This is a genomic window from Sneathiella sp., from assembly GCF_002694385.1.
Lineage (GTDB): Bacteria > Pseudomonadota > Alphaproteobacteria > Sneathiellales > Sneathiellaceae > Sneathiella.
Genome location: NZ_NZMB01000004.1, coordinates 41,885 through 58,767, shown reverse-complemented (window position 1 = coordinate 58,767; position 16,883 = coordinate 41,885). Strand labels below are relative to the sequence as shown.

Annotated in this window: 11 protein-coding genes; 7 read left to right on the top strand and 4 right to left on the bottom strand. The window is 55.2% G+C overall.

What is annotated here, in order from left to right; all coding sequences use genetic code 11:
- Positions 1-75 precede the first annotated feature (75 nt).
- Entirely contained in the window at positions 76-1,848 is a 1,773-nt protein-coding gene (locus CMN55_RS01040) for a hypothetical protein (protein WP_293947658.1), read from the top strand.
- 66 nt (positions 1,849-1,914) lie between these two features.
- Here the strand turns inward: CMN55_RS01040 and CMN55_RS01035 are convergent, their stop codons facing one another.
- The gene (locus tag CMN55_RS01035; RefSeq protein ID WP_293947657.1) at positions 1,915-3,276 is read right to left on the bottom strand and encodes a glycosyltransferase family 87 protein; all 1,362 of its coding nucleotides are present in this window, start codon (positions 3,274-3,276) and stop codon (positions 1,915-1,917) included.
- Between the two features lie 482 nt (positions 3,277-3,758).
- Between CMN55_RS01035 and CMN55_RS01030 the strand changes: the two genes are divergently transcribed.
- The 6 genes from CMN55_RS01030 (at position 3,759) to CMN55_RS01005 (ending at position 13,218) form a co-directional block, all read left to right on the top strand.
- Positions 3,759-5,516: a hypothetical protein gene (locus CMN55_RS01030; RefSeq protein ID WP_293947656.1), complete on the top strand. Its 1,758-nt coding sequence runs from the start codon at positions 3,759-3,761 to the stop codon at positions 5,514-5,516.
- 117 nt (positions 5,517-5,633) lie between these two features.
- Positions 5,634-7,346: a hypothetical protein gene (locus CMN55_RS01025; protein ID WP_293947655.1), complete on the top strand. Its 1,713-nt coding sequence runs from the start codon at positions 5,634-5,636 to the stop codon at positions 7,344-7,346.
- A gap of 186 nt (positions 7,347-7,532) precedes the next feature.
- Complete coding sequence (locus tag CMN55_RS01020) at positions 7,533-9,281, top strand: hypothetical protein (RefSeq protein ID WP_293947654.1); 1,749 nt, start codon at positions 7,533-7,535, stop codon at positions 9,279-9,281.
- Positions 9,282-9,317: 36 nt separating this feature from the next.
- Complete coding sequence (locus CMN55_RS01015) at positions 9,318-11,084, top strand: hypothetical protein (protein ID WP_293947653.1); 1,767 nt, start codon at positions 9,318-9,320, stop codon at positions 11,082-11,084.
- Between the two features lie 6 nt (positions 11,085-11,090).
- On the top strand, positions 11,091-12,830 hold the full coding sequence (locus tag CMN55_RS01010) for a hypothetical protein (protein WP_293947652.1): 1,740 nt from the start codon (positions 11,091-11,093) through the stop codon (positions 12,828-12,830).
- A 79-nt stretch (positions 12,831-12,909) separates the two neighbouring features.
- On the top strand, positions 12,910-13,218 hold the full coding sequence (locus CMN55_RS01005; RefSeq protein WP_293947651.1) for a hypothetical protein: 309 nt from the start codon (positions 12,910-12,912) through the stop codon (positions 13,216-13,218).
- 51 nt (positions 13,219-13,269) lie between these two features.
- On the opposite strand, the gene CMN55_RS01000 is transcribed toward CMN55_RS01005, so the two are convergent.
- From CMN55_RS01000 to CMN55_RS00990, 3 genes are all read right to left on the bottom strand, one after another.
- Complete coding sequence (locus tag CMN55_RS01000) at positions 13,270-14,487, bottom strand: META domain-containing protein (RefSeq protein ID WP_293947650.1); 1,218 nt, start codon at positions 14,485-14,487, stop codon at positions 13,270-13,272.
- An 84-nt stretch (positions 14,488-14,571) separates the two neighbouring features.
- Complete coding sequence (locus tag CMN55_RS00995; RefSeq protein WP_293947649.1) at positions 14,572-16,047, bottom strand: phospholipase D-like domain-containing protein; 1,476 nt, start codon at positions 16,045-16,047, stop codon at positions 14,572-14,574.
- Positions 16,048-16,240: 193 nt separating this feature from the next.
- On the bottom strand, positions 16,241-16,645 hold the full coding sequence (locus CMN55_RS00990; RefSeq protein ID WP_293947648.1) for a carboxymuconolactone decarboxylase family protein: 405 nt from the start codon (positions 16,643-16,645) through the stop codon (positions 16,241-16,243).
- Between the last annotated feature and the right edge of the window lie 238 nt (positions 16,646-16,883).

Sequence of the window (16,883 nt, the reverse complement as noted above, 5' to 3'; positions counted from 1 at the left end):
TCTCCGGCAGTATTACGGGACCGATTGCATCGGCGCCCGATTGGACATATCGCAAGGGCGAGGGGTGATTTGCCTATGATACGGACTTTGAACATTGGGACCGGCGCCGTCTATGCGTTTCTGGCCCTGCTGCTCATCATCAGCAGAATTCCCTTTCCCTCCAGCGTTCCGGCCAGTGTAGATGTGGGGATTGCCATCGTTTTCTGCATTGCTCTCTTTCAGCTTTCCTTCGGCTGGCAGGCCGTTCGCGCCGCGCTTGTCGCTCTCGCCGGATTTTTCGTTCTGCTTCTTGTCTGGGCCTATGGAACGTCTTCCCTCTTCTCACCGGGAGATGATGAATATGCCTATCACCTGACCGCCATATGGGACCTTGCCGCGGGATGGCACCCCTTTTTCACGGCCCATGACAATATCTGGGTCGATTCCTACCCATCGGGCAACTGGGTGCTGGAATCCTATATTGTCGCGCTAACCGGCCTGCCACTATCGGGCCAGTCCCTCAAGACCGGCCTTGCCGCCGTTCTCGCCGTGCAGGTCTATGCACTCTGTGCCGAGTATTTCCCGATCGCCAATATCAAATGGCGCCATATCTGGGCCGCGATTTTCGCCCTGCTGGTGATCGGCAATCCGGTCGTGATCACGCAGCTTCTGACCCATTACACCGATGCGCCGGTTTATCTGTTCGGCGCCGGGCTGGTGTTTTTCCTGATGTCCGACGCGCTGAGCCCCGACCGTCTCGCGAAAATCGGCATTTTCAGCTGCATCATCCTGCTGGTCAATGTCAAAACGGCCGCCCTTTACTATGTCCCGCTGCTGGTTTTCGGCGGCCTAGTTATGGAGATGGTGCTGCAAAAATCAGAACCGGCGTTTCTGCGCCGGGTCTTCGGCTGGGTTTTTTCGAAAGGCGTGGCCTATGGGCTGGTTGCCATTTTTGCGACTGTCGTCGTCGGCTACAAACCCTATGTCACCAACCTGCTGGACCATCAGGAGCTGCTGTATCCATCCGTCCGGGATATCATGAGCTATAATTTCCCGGCCAACCTGATCGGCAAATCGACGGTCGAGAAATTTTTCTACGGCATCTTTGGTCGTACCGGACAGACATTCTGGCCCGTTGTGTTCGATACCCCCCTCCAGTTGAAAATTCCCGGGAGCTTTGTTCTGTCGGAATTCAAGGCGCTGCGGTTTGATACGCGCCGTGCCGGTTTCGGGCCGATGTTCAGCCTCGCGTTCATCACCGCGATCCTGGCGTATGCGGGCTGCAAGCTGGCAAGCCTGAAAGGCGGCAACACAATCTCCGCCGCCGCCGCGACCAGGGGGGACAGTATCGCCGCCCTTGCCCTGCTGCTGCTGGTAATATCCATCTTCTTCCCTGAATCCTGGTGGGCGCGCTATGTTCCTTTCACCTGGCTGAGTATCGTGCTGTTCGCGGCGGCGACCCTGTTTTACGCGGCGGATAGCAAGGTTGGCAAAATCCTCTCATTGCTGCGCTGGGTGGCGGTGATCTCACTTCTGCTGTGTATGCTGGCCGCCACCCTCGGAGCCGGGCGCCAGCTTCTCATTGTCCACCGGTTGACGAATGCCGTCCTAGCCCACAAGGATCTGCCGGTTATCGAATTCTATGTCGAGGAAGATCCCCGCATTCACCTCGACCGGCAGTCCACAACGATCTCCGATGCAGATGAAATCTGGGCGAAGCTCTTCAGCCTGCGTGGCGTCAATGCCCGGGTGATGAGCAATGGCGACCGGGCGGAGGAAAACCCCGAGGTGTGCGACGTTTATGGATATCTGGAAGCGCATGTCTTCTGGTGCGGTTATAAAGCCGCACAGAAGCCTGCGCGCAACTGATCTGCGGGGCGGAGGGGTGCAGGATACATTCCGCCGCGTGACCTGTCCCGCCCGGCGGCGGCCCTGCTATGGCTGAAGAAGTGGCCGCGCCCTGACCCTGAGCAGCAGGAGTGCGGCAATCAGCAGCAGACCCCCGAAGAAAATATAGGATTGCAGAATATTGATCGGCGGCGTGCTGTATGCAACCTCTTCGGCATATGGGAAGAAGTTGGCGACAAGAAAACATCCCACAATACCAAATACGAGGGAGAGAACCGAGGGCAGCGTCTTGTCCGTGCGGAGCAAAATGACGATCAAAGCAAGAAGAACGATCACAACTGGCCAGGCGACACCATAATGATGCTCCCACGCGACCGGCGAGGCGATCGTGAGCAGCAGAACCATCGTCGCCATATCCAGCAAGGAGATCATCGGATCTTTATTGCCCGGATCGTTGCGCACCCACGCTGGACGATAAAAAAGACCGAAAAGAAGGAAGCCGATGGTCGAGGCAAGCGTCCCGGCATAAACGAAGCTGTTATAGGGCGCATAGGCATAAAAGTCCCACTCAAGGGAGCTCACATCACTGAGCAGCCGGTTGAGGATGCCGTTGATGCTCTGGTTTGGCCAGAAAACCTCGCCATGTTTACCGATATAGGACAGCACGGCGAGATAGTCGATATGATCCTGAAAGCCGAAAACGATCAGCGACACAATCCCCACCACGGCCAGAACCGCGAACATGCCCAGCGCGAAATGTTTCTCTTTACGGAGTACTGCCCAAAGGAGGAGTAGCCCGAATTGCGGCTTTACAATCGTCGCCAGCGCAATCATCACCCCGGCAGCTATTTTCCGCTCTTCCAGCCACAACAGAAACGACAAGGCGATCACAAGGTCCAGTATGACCTGTATCTGACCCAGATATTGCGCGTGAATGATCGGGTAAAAGGTCAGAGTCCCGATCAGCATCAAGATGAAAAGGACAAACCGTAGGCCCCAGGAAAACTCCCCATGCTGGTAATAGGAGCGAAACGTTACGATGGCTATTCTGTATACACACCAGGATATGGCAATCATCGAGATAAAAGAGGTAATATTCATGATGCTGAGAAAGTCTTCCCAGGTGACGCCCGAATTCACCAGCCCCATAATCGGCAGCAGGCTGGCCGGCGGATACTGGAATTTGATGTTCTGGTCGAAGAATATCGTCTGGTAAAGCCCCGCATCTGGGTTGGTCATTTTTTCGACCGCTGCCCTGTACATGGGATACCAGGAATCAAGATTGACCTGGAACGTCAGGACGAAATCCATCAGATACAGCTCTTCACCCATTGGGAAGTCATCCTGATAGATGTCTTTCAGAAACCCGAGCAGAATAAGCCCGGCCATCATCACGAGAAACCACGCAAGAGGCCCTGCTTTACTGCCCCGAATATCAGAGGTACCCATTCAAAAACTCCGGCATCACAAACCGATTTCACAAGATCTGGCCGACGCCAGCTGGAATAATAGAGAATATATAACCTGCGTCAAACCATCCCCTGACAGCCCGCCGCGACATTTCCCGCATTTAACAGCCTGAAAAGCCGTCGCTATTATCCATCAAATAGTGTTAAAATTTTCTATAACAGGGCGAAAATCGCCGCCGCCCGATACCGCAGTAGCGCGCATCTCGGTGATTTGCCCTATCCGGCAAGTGGACAGTTGTTCTCATCTCATATTGCATTTCAGCGTCCGGGGCTGCTAAAAAGAAAGGGCGGGAGATTGAAACAGATCTCCATATTAAACTTTTGATTGTACGGAAGAACCGCACGCCTGCCTCACCAACCCTTTTACTCAGAGGGAATAAGAAACTGCTTGCGGTGAGGGCATATGAGGCATCTTCTTTTCGTGTTGTTTTTTGATAGTAATTATGTTGGGTCGCAAGGTTTATGATACGTAATTTCAACGCTATGGCCGCCTATATTTTCATTTTTCTGGCCGCCCTGCTGACCATTAGCCGACTTCCCCTGGAAGGAATTCTGCCTCCGGCCCTTTTCTTCGCATTCTCCCTCATTGCCGTTGCTGCCATCATCTGGATAACCGGCGGTTTCAGATCCATGCTGCTGGCCCTTGGCTCCATTGCCGCCTTTTGTGCCCTTATCCTGCTCTGGGCCTGGTTGACGCGAGGCCTCTACTCTCCGGGTGACGACGAATATATCTATCATATTCATGCCATTTGGGACATCGCCGCCGGGTGGCATCCGTTTTTCTCGCCACATAACAATATCTGGGTAGATTCCTATCCGAGCGGTTTATGGGTCCTGCAATCCTACATCGTCTCTCTGAGCGGGCAGTTGATGTCCGGCCAGGCGCTGCTGATCGGATTTATGGCCGTTACCGCCTTGCTTTCCTACAGCTTTTATCTTGAGCGGATTGCTCCCGTCTTCCCCTTATTCCCTCCTCTCGCCGCCCTGGTCTTTACTGGCCTTGTTATCGCCAATCCGGTCGTTCTGACGCAGGTTATGACGCATTATGTGGATGCCCCGATGTATCTTGTCGGCGCCGCTCTCGTCTTTTTTCTTGTTCTGGACGGCTTCGGAACAAATCGGCTGGCGCGCTGGGCCGCCATTGCCTGCATCCTGCTGCTTCTCAACACCAAGACGGCGGCGCTTTACTTCACCCCGCTTATTGTCGTCGGCGGCTTTCTGATGGAACTTGTCCTTCGCAAAGGAGAGGGAAGCCTGATCCGGCGCATGTGCCAGTGGATTCATTCGAAAGGGTTTCTCTACGTCCTCGCAGCAATATTCGCGGTGCTTGTTATCGGATACAAGCCATATGTCACGAATATCACCGACCATGGCGAATTCATCCACCCCCCGTCGGATGAGATTATGGGATATAATGTACCCAGAAATATCATTCCGCTGTCGATCCCGGAAAAGTTCATCTATGGCCTGCTGGCGAAAACCGGCGAAAGCCGCTGGCCGGTCCCGCTCAATGCGCCGGTAACGCTGAAAATTCCGGGGGCATTCAATATGGACGAATTCCGGGTGCTGCGTTACGACACACGCCGCGGCGGCTTCGGCCCATTCATCGCCCTTGCCTTCTTTGCCGCAATCGGCGCCTTTGCGGTCGCCCGTTTCTCCGCCCGCAACAAAACAGATTATGACTGGCACCCCGCCGGGGATGGCCTCGCCGTTATGGCGCTGACCCTGCTTGTTTCCTCCGCCCTGTTTCCGGAACCATGGTGGGCGCGCTATATTCCGCTTTTATGGCTGGGGATTATCCTGCTCGCCATTTCCAGCCTGATGCTTTCCGGGAAGGGCACAGGCAAGCTCATCAGCAGGGGGCTTTTGACGGTCACAATTGTCGCTCTTACGGGATGTATTGCGGCGGGAATGGTGGGCGCCCTGCGCCAGAATTTAAACGCTTATTACAATAGTTTCCAGATTGAGCAGATGAAACAATTCCCGATCATCGAACTTTATGGAAAACTCGATATCCGCATTACCAAAGACCAGCATTCCAAAAGCACGGGCAGCGAAGCGGAGACATGGCAAAGGCTTCTGGAACTGCGAGGCGTTAATAGCCGGATTGGCGGACAGCCCCGCGGCAAGCAAAAATGCGAACTGGACGGCGTGCTGACCGGAAATCTTTACTGGTGCGCGCCCAAAACATCGGGCGGCGCAGAGGGAGGTAGTTCGTGACAATGGCAGGGCGTCATTCACGAGACGAAAAAAACACACAAATCTGAGAAAAGCTTACGAAATTTTTACCTGTTTCCGCTGGAATCCGGCATTTGTGACAAATAAAGGGGAATGAGTGTGGCGCGATTTGCCTTGGTCGGATCATCGTCAATTTTCATATTCCTGGCGGTTCTACTGGTTATCAGCAGAATACCGGCCCCGGAGACGATCCCCCCCGCCGTTTTTCTGGCGGCGGCAAGCGCCATTTCCGCCGTCCTGCTTTATATGAACGGGGGCATCAGAACCCTGCTGTCCGCCCTCTTGTCCATTGCCGGATTTGTCCTGCTGCTCTTTTTCTGGGCCTATGTCACCCGGTCCTTCTATGATACCGGACACGACAGCTACGCCTATCATCTCCGCGCGGTCTGGGACCTTGCCGATGGCTGGGACCCTTTCGTGTCGGAGCATAAAAATATCTGGGTTGACTCATACCCGAGCGGTTACTGGGTTTTACAATCCTATGTGGTCTCCATCACCGGGTTCCTGCTGTCGGGACATGGCATGGTCACCGGACTGATGGCAGTTACCGGCCTGCTTGCCTATGGTTTTTTTGTTGAAAGGGTAGCGCCTCCGCTCGGCGGCTTTCATCATCTCGCGGCGCTGATTTTTGCCGGTATCATTGCGGCCAATCCTGTCGTCCTGACACAGCTAATGACGCATTATGTGGACGCCCCGCTCTATCTCATGGGGACATCCCTTGTCCTATTTCTGATGATGGATGCCCTTTCGGGAAATCGTCTCGCACGATGGGCGGCAATCGCCTGCATCATTTTGCTGATCAACACCAAAACGGCCGCACTCTACTTCACACCACTAATCGTGTTTGGCGCCTTTTGCATGGAACTGGTTCTCAGCCATGGCGAAAACGGCATTCTCACCCGCGCTTTGCGCTGGATGAAGGCGAAGGGACTACTCTATATGGTTACCGGATTATTCGCCATTCTGGTGATCGGCTACAAGCCCTATGTAACCAATGTGCTGAATCACGGGACGCTGCTATACCCCTCCGTTGATAAAATCATGGCGCCAAACATGCCGGAAAATGTCAATGCGCTCCCCGTGCCGGTAAAATTCCTCTATGGCATCTTTTCGGTGACCGCAGACAACCATTGGCCGATCCCGATTGACGCGCCGATTGTTCTCAAAATACCCGGTACTTTCAAGAAATCGGAGTTCAAGGAGCTGATCTTTGATACCCGGCGCGGCGGCTTCGGCCCCTATTTCAGCCTCGCCTTCCTCACCTCAATCCTGGCCTATGGGGCCTCACGGGTGGCGGCGCGCAACCGAAGTTCCTACCGCTGGCAGCGCACCGGCGACGGCATCGCGGCATTTGCCGTTGTCTTGACAATCACCTGCATGTTTTTTCCGGAAAGCTGGTGGGCCCGCTACGTCCCGCATGCCTGGCTTGCCGCGGCCCTCTTCGGTCTTTCCTCCCTGTTCCTGTCGGGCAGTGGCAAGATGATGCTTGCCGTCCGGGCGTTGCAATGGGTGGCTGTGGTTTCTTTCATGCTCTGTATTCTGGCCGGGCTCATTGGCGCGGGAAGGCAGAACCTTAATACCTACAAGAATACGCAGAAAATATATTACATGAAAGAGCTCCCCATGGTTGAGCTGTCCATCTGGAAGGGCGGCAAGGTCCTTTACTCATCATCCGTTGAAATATGGGAAACATTACTGAAAATGCGGGGGGTTAAGACCCGCGCTATCCCGGACGACCAGGAACCCGCCTGCAATCCGCCATATTATTTATGGGGCGGTGTTCACTGGTGCCCCCTGAAAGAAGGGGAATGAGGATCGGAAAGGCTGATCCGCGTGCGGTTTAACATCCCTTAACAATTTGATGATAATTGTACCCATTGGTGCAACGGCAGGTGCGGACATCGCAGGACCGTCCGAGCCTGGGCGCGAGACAATTTGATCTTTTTATATTACATACATGTCGGGGCAGTCGGCGCCTGTTGACAGGAAAATCAATAAATGACGCGTAGTACCAATAGCATAACCGCTTTCATTTTTGTTTTTCTGGCCATTTTGCTGGTTTGCAGCAGAATTCCGCTGCAACACATCCTGCCGCCTGCCGGGTTCGTGGTCGCCGCGGCGGTCCTTGCCGGGGGCCTGTTCTGGTATCTGGACGGTCGCAGGGCCGTTGTCGTCGGAATTATCTCTCTCGTTATATTCTGCGCCATACTGGTTATCTTGTCCTTTGTGACACAATCTTTCTATCCTGCCGGACATGACGGCTACGGATATCATATAACCGCGGTCTGGGATCTCGCCAAGGGATGGTACCCCTTTCTCAACCATCACAACAATATCTGGGTGGACTCCTATCCGAGCGGTTACTGGACAATCCAGTCCTATATCGTTGCGCTGACCGGCCTGCCCTTCGCCGGAATGTCGCTGCTGCTGGGATTGACTGTTCTTGTTGCTTTTCAGGCCTATGGCTTTTTCCATGACCACCTGCCCGTTGCCAACAAGCGGTTGCGTCTTGTCACAGCCCTGCTTATGGCCGCCCTGATTGCCGGAAATCCGGTCGTACTTGTTCAGCTCCACACTCATTATGTCGATGCGCCCCTTTATCTCATTGGGGCGGCTATCATCTTTTTCATGCTGGATAATGCACTTCAGGCAAACCGCCTTGCCCGCGTCGGTACGATGGCCGCCATTGTCCTGCTCCTGAATACAAAAACCAGCGCGCTTTATTTCGGCCCGCTGATCATTTTTGGCGGGCTGCTCATAGAACTGACCCTGAACCGGAGCGGTCGCTCCTTTTTAGCCAATCTCCTGAGCTGGTTCAAAGAGAAGGGCATCGCCTATATACTTGTCGGCATATTCAGCATTGTCGTTGTCGGATACAAGCCGTTTTTGACGAATATTCTCGATCATGGAGCGCTGCTCTATCCGGATTCAGGGCGCATCATGGACACCAACACGCCGCTGAATGTCGATGGCGACATGCCGACCGTTGTCAAATTCTTCTACGGCGTTTTCGCCAAATCGGAAGATAATTTTTACGATGTCCCGGTGGATGCCCCCATCCATCTCAAAATTCCCGGCAGTTTTTCCAAACCGGAATTCACCGCCCTTTACTTTGACACGCGGCGGGGCGGTTTCGGGCCTTTCTTCAGCCTTGCTTTGATTGCCTCCCTCCTCGCCTATGGCGCCTGTCGGCTGGCCAGCCGGAACAATACGGCTTATACATGGCGCCGGGAAGGGGATGCGATGGCTGTTTATGGGGGCACCCTGTTCCTCGCCTCCGCTTTCTTCCCGGAATCATGGTGGGCCCGTTATGTGCCTTTCCTGTGGCTGGGATGTGTCTTCCTCGCGATCACACCAGTCTATCTGTCAGGCAGAGGTTCACTCGCCTTTCTCTCAAGGGCCCTGATGGGAATTGCAATGCTCGCCTTTCTCGGTTGCATGCTGGCCGCTGTTCTTGGCGCCGCCCGTCAGCACCTGCATGTCTATCAGCGTGCGGAACGGCTCGGTCTGATTGAAGAGTACCCCTATGTCGAGGTGACCCTGATTCCAGACAGCCGCATTTTTGAGGATCAGCATTCCAAGAGCCAGTCGGATGCGCTTGAGATCTTCATCAAAATTCTTGAAATGAAGAACATCCGCAGCGTTGTAACGGAAAATTTCAATCGCGAAAAATGCATCCATTCGGGATATTTTAACGGTGATAGCCTATGGTGCATTCCAGTCGGAAGCCGGAAAAAGCAGGAATAGCAGCAAGCGGTCTTCCCCAGATCAGAATGGACAGTCATGGCAAACAGCATGATACATCATCCGCTTTCCCGCTTTGCCCGCATTGGCGCGGCCAGCATATTCCTGTTCCTGATGCTGCTGGTCATTCTGGCGCGTCTGCCGTTTGATGTTCTTGCCTCTCCCCTCATTTACATGCTGGGGGCCGCTGCCGTTACCTGTCTTGCCGTCCGTCTTCTGGAAGGGCCAAAATCGCAGATTATGGCGCTCGGCGCCCTTGCCGCCTTTATGGCGATTATTCTCCTTTGGGCTATCGCAACACAGTCTTTTTATGAAGTCGGACAGGATGGCCATTCCTATCACCTCGCGGCGATCTGGTCGCTCGCGGAAGGATGGAACCCGTTTTATGCCCCGCCGCATAAAAATATCTGGGTCGATTCCTATCCCAACGGTTATTGGGTGCTGGAAGCCTATATTGTCAGCCTCACCGGTCTTTTACTATCCGGGAAATCGCTGAATATCGGGATAATGGCGGCTGTCGCGCTCCTCAGTTTCGGTTACTTTCATGATCGCCTCGCCCCTGTTTATCCACGCGTTAAAATCCTTGCCGCGCTGATCCTTGGCGGTATCGTTGTCGCCAACCCCGTGGTACTGACCCAGATCATGACCCATTATGAGGATGGCCCGCTATATTTGTTGGGGGCCGGGCTTCTGTTTTTCCTCTTGTCCGATGCCTCCACCCCTTCCCGACTCAGCCGATGGGCCGCCATCGCCTCAATCGTCCTGATGGTGAATACAAAAACCGCCGCCCTTTATTATGTCCCCCTGATTACGATCGGCATCTTCATGGCGGAAGGGTTGCTAAAAAAACCAGGCGAGACAATGATCGGCTATGCTGTCGGCTGGATCCTGCGAAAGGGTGTTCCCTATGGCGCCGCCTTTGTCATCGGCATCGCCCTTATTGGTTACAAGCCCTATGTGACGAATGTTCTCGATCATGATGCCTTTCTCTACCCGGCGGTGGATGAAATCATGGACACCAATCTCCCGGAAAATCTGGAAACGCTTTCGGGACCCGAGAAATTCCTCTACGGTATTTTCTCCCGCACGGAAGACAGCGTCTGGCCCGTCCTCGTCACGGCGCCCATCAACCTTAAATTTCCGGGATCGGTTTGGATCTCAGAATTCAAGGATCTGGACTTCGATACCCGCCGCGGTGGCTTCGGGCCGCTGTTCAGTCTCGCCTTCATCCTCGCATTTGCGTCCTATGGGATCGCCCGGCTGGCCGGACATGGCAGACATGAGATGGATGGACAGCGGGATGGCGATGTCCTTGCCGTGACGGGGGGCCTTCTTATTATCATCTCCGCGGCTTTTCCAGAACCCTGGTGGGCCCGTTATATCCCCTTTGTCTGGCTGGGTGTTTTGCTGCTGGCGCTTGGGGCTCTCTTCCAGTTTTCCAGAGGATTGCCCGCAATGGCAGCGCGCGGATTGCTCGGCATCGTGATCCTGTGTTTTCTCGGCAATATTGCTGCCGGGCTTCTCGGCTCCCTGCGTCAGAGCTTGAACACCTATCAGCGCACCGCAATGATAGAGGAGATGAAACGCTATCCTGTCATTGAAATCTCCCTCATTGAGGACCCCCGGGAAACCAGCGACTATCAGTCTGACATCATCACGTCTTCGGACATGGTCTGGCAGCATCTTCTTGCAGCGCGGGGCATTAACGCCATCATCACCGATGAGTTCATTAAAGAAAATTGCGCGATTTCCGGCTTTTTCGACGGAAATATCCTATGGTGCGCCAAAGGGCAGCCGACGGGCTGACGGCAAATGACCAGATATCTCCATACCGGAACGGCCGCCATCTATCTTTTTCTCGGCTTCTTGCTGATCGTGAGCCGGTTTGCCAGCGAAACCTTCCACACACCGCTCGTCTTTCTTGGCATAGCCTTGCTTGCCGCCCTGTTCGTGACCGTAAAAGTTGCTGGGCGCGCCGGGGGGGCGGCCGGATTCACCGCCATATTCCTGTTCTGTGCCTTCCTGCTGCTATGTGCACTTGCGACGCGGCCTTTCTATGATCCGGGCTTCGATGGCTATGCCTATCATTTGAGCGCCATTTGGGATATCGGCGCGGGATGGAACCCGTTTCTAAAACCACATGCCAATATCTGGGCCGATTCCTATCCCAACGGATACTGGGTCCTGCAATCCTATATTGTCAGCCTGACGGGGATCCTGCTCTCGGGACAGGTGCTGACAATCGGCCTTGCCGCCCTTCTGTTCCTTCAGGCGTTCAGCTTTTATCAAAGCCATGGCCCGAATGTGATGCCCCGCATTCCCGCCCTGCCCGCGCTGATCTTCGCCGGGTTGCTGGCGGGCAATCCCGTTGTGATCGGACAGTTCCTCACCCATTATGTGGATGCACCGCTCTACCTTCTCGGCATTTCGCTCGCGCTTTTCCTTCTCGGCAACCTGTTGACGGGGGAGCGGCTCTCGCTGCTCGCGGCCCTTGCCTGCATCATCCTGATGGTCAACACCAAGACAGCCGCTCTTTATTATGTGCCGCTGATCGTCTTTGCAGCGCTTCTCGCCGATCTTGTCTTCAAGAAGAGTTCAGGCAACCTGATCGCCCGGACCCTTAACTGGATCAAAAATCGCGGATTGCTCTATGGCGGGACTTTTATCATCGCGGTGGTCGTGATCGGCTACAAGCCCTATGTGACGAATGTTGTCGATCATGGACAGCTTCTCTATCCCGCGGTCGGCAGCATCATGAAAGGGAATGAACCGGCGAATGTCGTCCCTCTCTCCCCGCCCATGAAGTTCTTCTATGGTGTCTTCGGGCGGACCGCCCACAGCGACTGGCCCATCGACGCGCCGGTCGAACTTAAAATCCCCGGCACATTCCAGCTCGATGAGTTCAAACTGCTGCGCTTCGATACCCGGCGCGGCGGGTTTGGGCCGTTTTTCAGTCTCGCCTTCATTACTGCCATCGCTGCATATGCCATCGCCCGGATGACGGCCCGCCGCAACGGCAAAGCCTGGCCCCGCACAGCCGACAGCCTAGCCGTTACCGCGGGTGTGCTTCTCGGCGCCTCGATGTTCTTCCCGGAAAGCTGGTGGGCGCGCTATGTGCCCTATGTCTGGGCCGTCCCGGTTTTACTTGTCACCGCCAGCCTCGCTTTAACAAGGCCGGGCGCACTGCGCCTCTGTGCAAGAGTGCTTGCCCTGATCACCCTGCTGGCGCTCTGCGGCAATATCCTGGCTGCCGGTCTAGGCGCCTTTCGTGAGGGGCGGCTGCTCCATAACCGCATGCAGCAGATTGATATGATCGCGCATTATCCCAATGTGAAGCTGCTGATGTTCTATGACCCTCCGGCGCTGCAAGATCAGCATTCCTCCTCCACCCAGGACGGGCTTGCCGTCTGGACACGCCTGCTGGCGGATCGCGGTATCGCCACCGAAATCACGCGCGAACGCGATCAGTTTGACTGCGACATGGCAGACTACCTGAATGGCGGCATCTACTGGTGCATCGTCATTGACGATACGGAGCCATCCATCCCCTGACTCTGGTCGCCCCTCCGGCTTTCCCCGATCCGCAAAAAATGCGATACTGGCAGGCAGAGGATAATCGGAGGAAGACGCCATGACCACAGACGGAATTGATTTCGACAAGGCAATGCTCGACCCGGGCTCGGTCTTTGACACTCCGGAGGAGGTCGCAACCCGCTCCGACCTGACCCTTGACCAGAAAATCGAAATCCTGCGCCGTTGGGCCTATGACGCCAGCGAACTCGCGGTTGCCGAGGAGGAGGGCATGATCACGGGGGAACAATCTCTGCTGGCTCGCGTCCTGAAGGAGCTGGACCGACTTGGCGATGGCTATGATTCGAGCCATACGCCGCCGACGAAACATGGCGGCATTTCGCGTAACAGCATTCGCCCCAAAAAGTAACTTTGGTCAGTGCATTCCGGTATGTGCGATCACGCGGCAGCAAAATACTCTTTAACGGCGGGCGACGATAACCACTTTCTCGCCGACCAGAAGCTGTAACGCTCCCGTCTCGTCAATGCGAAAGCGATCTACTTTTGATAGGGTCTGCAAGAAGCGGCCTTCCTGTTTCATTAAGGCTTCCGGGCAGGCCATCATGGTTCCCGCAAGCTGGCCGACATTGATTTTTCCCTCTCCATCAATCGCAAAGCTGCCTGTGTATCGGTTACAGCCGGAAGTGCCGAAAATCCGGCCTTCGTCATTGACGGCAAGGGTGACATGGCTGTTGTCAATGACACCGCCCCCGTCGATATCCTCCACCTGCCATTCCGCGCCCGCCAGCAAATCCATGGTTTCCCCTCCGCATCCGCGCAAAGTTTCCGTGCTGGTTTCAAGTTCAACCGTCGCCGGATAAGCACGGCCGCTCATATCATCTTCGCAAATCCCCTCGCGGACCGAAAAGGTAAGGCCAAAGCGTGGGAAATCATAGCGATACGCGCCCTGCTCAATGACCGGCGCGGGCAGCGGCAAATCCAGCATCTCCGCCCCGTAGTTCAGGGTGAAAGAAATACGACCGTCTTGAATGACGGCCTGCCATCCGGGTTCATTTCCCTGCGCTGTCCAGCCAGCCTGTACCGGCTCTGTAATTTCGCATTCGAGATATTCTGCGCCGCCCACCTTGACCCGCGCGGTGTTCCCCTTGTTCCAGATCATGGTGCGGCCATCCGCGCTTTCAAATTTCGCACCAGAGGCAGATATGACACGGGGTAGTTCGAAAATCTCATCGCCGGTGTCAAGAATTGCCTGATCCCCCTGAAATCCGATGCGGAAGGTCTGATCGGCGCATGTCATGACACTCTGAAAGCCGGACGGGACATACCCCTTCAAGAGAATTTCGCCAAGATCGTGTTGCCCGCGTCCGGCCGGGATATCCTGCATCTCGCTCACCCAGCGAATTTTATCGCCAAGCAATATCGCCACCTGCAATTTGCCCGCCACATCGGCCGGAATATCAAGACGGAAAGACAAGGGAACCTGCCGCCCCTCTGTGGCCATGCGTACCGAGCCGAGGGCTGTATCCTGAAAACCCGTCACGTCTATCACAAGTTCGGCCCCGGGGGGCAACGCCATGCGTTCGCGATAGGTGGCGCTACCCGTGATCTCGCGCCTCTCTTCCGCCCTCACCGGCAGAACAAGAAAGACCAGCAACACCGGCATAAAATATCGAAACATTGTCTGGATCATTCTCCAACCCTCTCAGAGATATACCCTATTTCACATCTGCGACTTCATTCCGCAGACAAGGACCGGAAAATATCAGGTCCGTCGGTGCCGCCGCAGCAGACCGCGCCAGCCTTTGAACAGACTACGTCTGCTCAGCGGTTCAAATATGGCGTCGCTGCCTTCAGGATCAAGGATTTCATTATCCGCCAGCCACTCCTCAACACCGTTGAGTTCCGGCATCTCAAAGGGGACGAGCGTTCGGCCGGGGGCCTTTCCGCGCAATGTCTCCATAGTCGCGATCAGGGAGCCGTTTTCTTGCAGCAGAGCGGCAACGGTTTCCGCTTCTGTATCCAGATGTTCGGCGATCAGATCATTACGCAGCTCTGCAATCCTTCTTTCAACATCATTATTGCCGGGGTCATCCGCCGCAAGGATTACGTCGCATTCACTGTCCAGCCGGAGCGAACGGTTATTGAAATTTGATGACCCGATCCGGAGATAGACGTCATCGACCACCATGACCTTGGCATGTACGTAAATCTCGGCGCCACCGGCAGTTACCGGGTGATAAAGGCGCAACCGTCCATATTTGTCGATCCGCATCAGGGCCTCCATCAGGCGGGCCCGCGCCGAATCCATGGCCACAGGTTCCAGCCACCCTTCCGCAGAAAAGGGATTGAGGATGACAATTTCCGGGCCGTTTTCTTCCGTCAGGCGCCGGGCAATGGCGTGGGCAATCCGGCGGGAGGCGAAATACTGGCTTTCCGCATAAATCCAGTGCTTCGCCCGGGAGATCAAATCGAGATACATCTCCTCGATTTCATGGACCGGCTCAACATCCGTCATGGCCGGGCGGGTCCGGGCAATGGCGAGACGGATATTTTCAAAAGTTGGCTCAAGGTCGCCGGGCCAGCAGTCATGCTGGTCATCGGCCGGGGACAGCCTTTGGCCGGTCGCCGCATACCAGCGTTTGCGGGCAAGATCACCCATCGCGCGCGCGGCCGCTCCGTCAAAGGCGCTTGTCGCATCATGCCACGGATCATGGGGTTCGCCATCGGGGCTGAGACGGTCGGGATTATCGTCGAGATGATCACGGCGATCCCACCTGCCCGCGGTCATATCAATCCCGCCACAGAAAGCGATGCAATCATCAATCACAACAATTTTCTGATGGTGAGATCCGGCCAGCGGATGCGCGCCGTCCAGCGTCAGGGTAATCTGTTTGTGCCATTTCCAGCGCAGGATCGTCGCCAGCGTATTGCCCCGAAACATCGCCTTGAACGCACCGGTATCCCACCGCAAGAGCCGGATTTCAAGGCTTGGAGTCCGATCCGCCAGCCAAACAATGAAATCACCGAGCTTTTCCGGTCCGTCCTCTTCGTTCTCGCCATCACCAAGGCGAATACGGGCATCAAAATCCCAGCCGATCAGATAAATGCTATGCCGGGCCTTCAGCATGGCCTTGCGGGCCGCCACAAAATAATCCGCCGCATCAACGATGAAGGCAAAGCGCTCCGCCGTCTCAAGCCGCCAGTGGTTTTGCTCCCGCTCCAGAAGTGCCGACATCATGAACAAGGTCCGTCTTGTGTCTTGTATTTCTTAAATCGTCTTCGACTTCCCCTGCCAACAAAGTGTCCGGCACGGAAAACGGGTGCAGATCACGCGGCCCGCTTCCCGGCACCGCCATTCTCGCAAGGCAGGGTGATATTTACATAGATGCGATTTGTGGGCAAATTTTGTCTCGCCCCGTTGACAGGCGATATCAATCCTCCGCCGCGTCAAGATCAACTTCAATATTGATATTCTTCTCGCGAAAAACTTCCTGAAGCACTGCCGCGGCGTTTAGCGCCTTCGGCATTCCGGCATAGATCATCGTGATGTATATCACCTCGATCAGATCTTCCGGCTTTGCCCCGACATTCAGCGCGCCCTTGAAATGGACCTTGAGCTGCGGCGTCAGCATCCCTTGCGAGGCCAGTGACGTCACTGTCAAAAGCTGCCGCATCTTCGGGTCGATAACGTCGCGGGAAAGAACTTCACCATACGCAAAATCGACAACGCCATGGGCCAGGGCCGGAAACTCTTTCAGACGTTTGAGGATCCCGGTGCCATCCGACTCTGTGAGGACACCGAGGGTTTTAAGGCCTTTTTCACGCCGTGTTTCCATATTATTTTTCTCCTTCAGCCGGAACAGAAATCACACGCAACAAAAGGGCAAGCATCGCCCCGCTTCCCTCCCGCAAAGGGGGAAAGGCCGTACTTTGCCGCACCTCTTTCAATCTAGAAGGCCTCAGCAGATATCGCCTGTCAACAGGGAACTCGCGGGCACCGGATAATATCACGCGCTGATAAATCTGAGCGCAGATATTGCCTAAACATTGCCTAAAATGTGGCAAAAGGTTGAC

Excerpts from the sequence above, each read along its gene's own strand:
- CMN55_RS00990 (WP_293947648.1), bottom strand. The coding sequence starts at position 16,645 with ATGGAAACACGGCGTGAAAAAGGCCTTAAAACCCTCGGTGTCCTCACA.
- CMN55_RS01040 (WP_293947658.1), top strand. The coding sequence starts at position 76 with ATGATACGGACTTTGAACATTGGGACCGGCGCCGTCTATGCGTTTCTG.
- CMN55_RS01035 (WP_293947657.1), bottom strand. The coding sequence starts at position 3,276 with ATGGGTACCTCTGATATTCGGGGCAGTAAAGCAGGGCCTCTTGCGTGG.
- CMN55_RS01010 (WP_293947652.1), top strand. The coding sequence starts at position 11,091 with ATGACCAGATATCTCCATACCGGAACGGCCGCCATCTATCTTTTTCTC.
- CMN55_RS01005 (WP_293947651.1), top strand. The coding sequence starts at position 12,910 with ATGACCACAGACGGAATTGATTTCGACAAGGCAATGCTCGACCCGGGC.
- CMN55_RS01020 (WP_293947654.1), top strand. The coding sequence starts at position 7,533 with ATGACGCGTAGTACCAATAGCATAACCGCTTTCATTTTTGTTTTTCTG.
- CMN55_RS01015 (WP_293947653.1), top strand. The coding sequence starts at position 9,318 with ATGGCAAACAGCATGATACATCATCCGCTTTCCCGCTTTGCCCGCATT.
- CMN55_RS00995 (WP_293947649.1), bottom strand. The coding sequence starts at position 16,047 with ATGATGTCGGCACTTCTGGAGCGGGAGCAAAACCACTGGCGGCTTGAG.
- CMN55_RS01030 (WP_293947656.1), top strand. The coding sequence starts at position 3,759 with ATGATACGTAATTTCAACGCTATGGCCGCCTATATTTTCATTTTTCTG.
- CMN55_RS01000 (WP_293947650.1), bottom strand. The coding sequence starts at position 14,487 with ATGTTTCGATATTTTATGCCGGTGTTGCTGGTCTTTCTTGTTCTGCCG.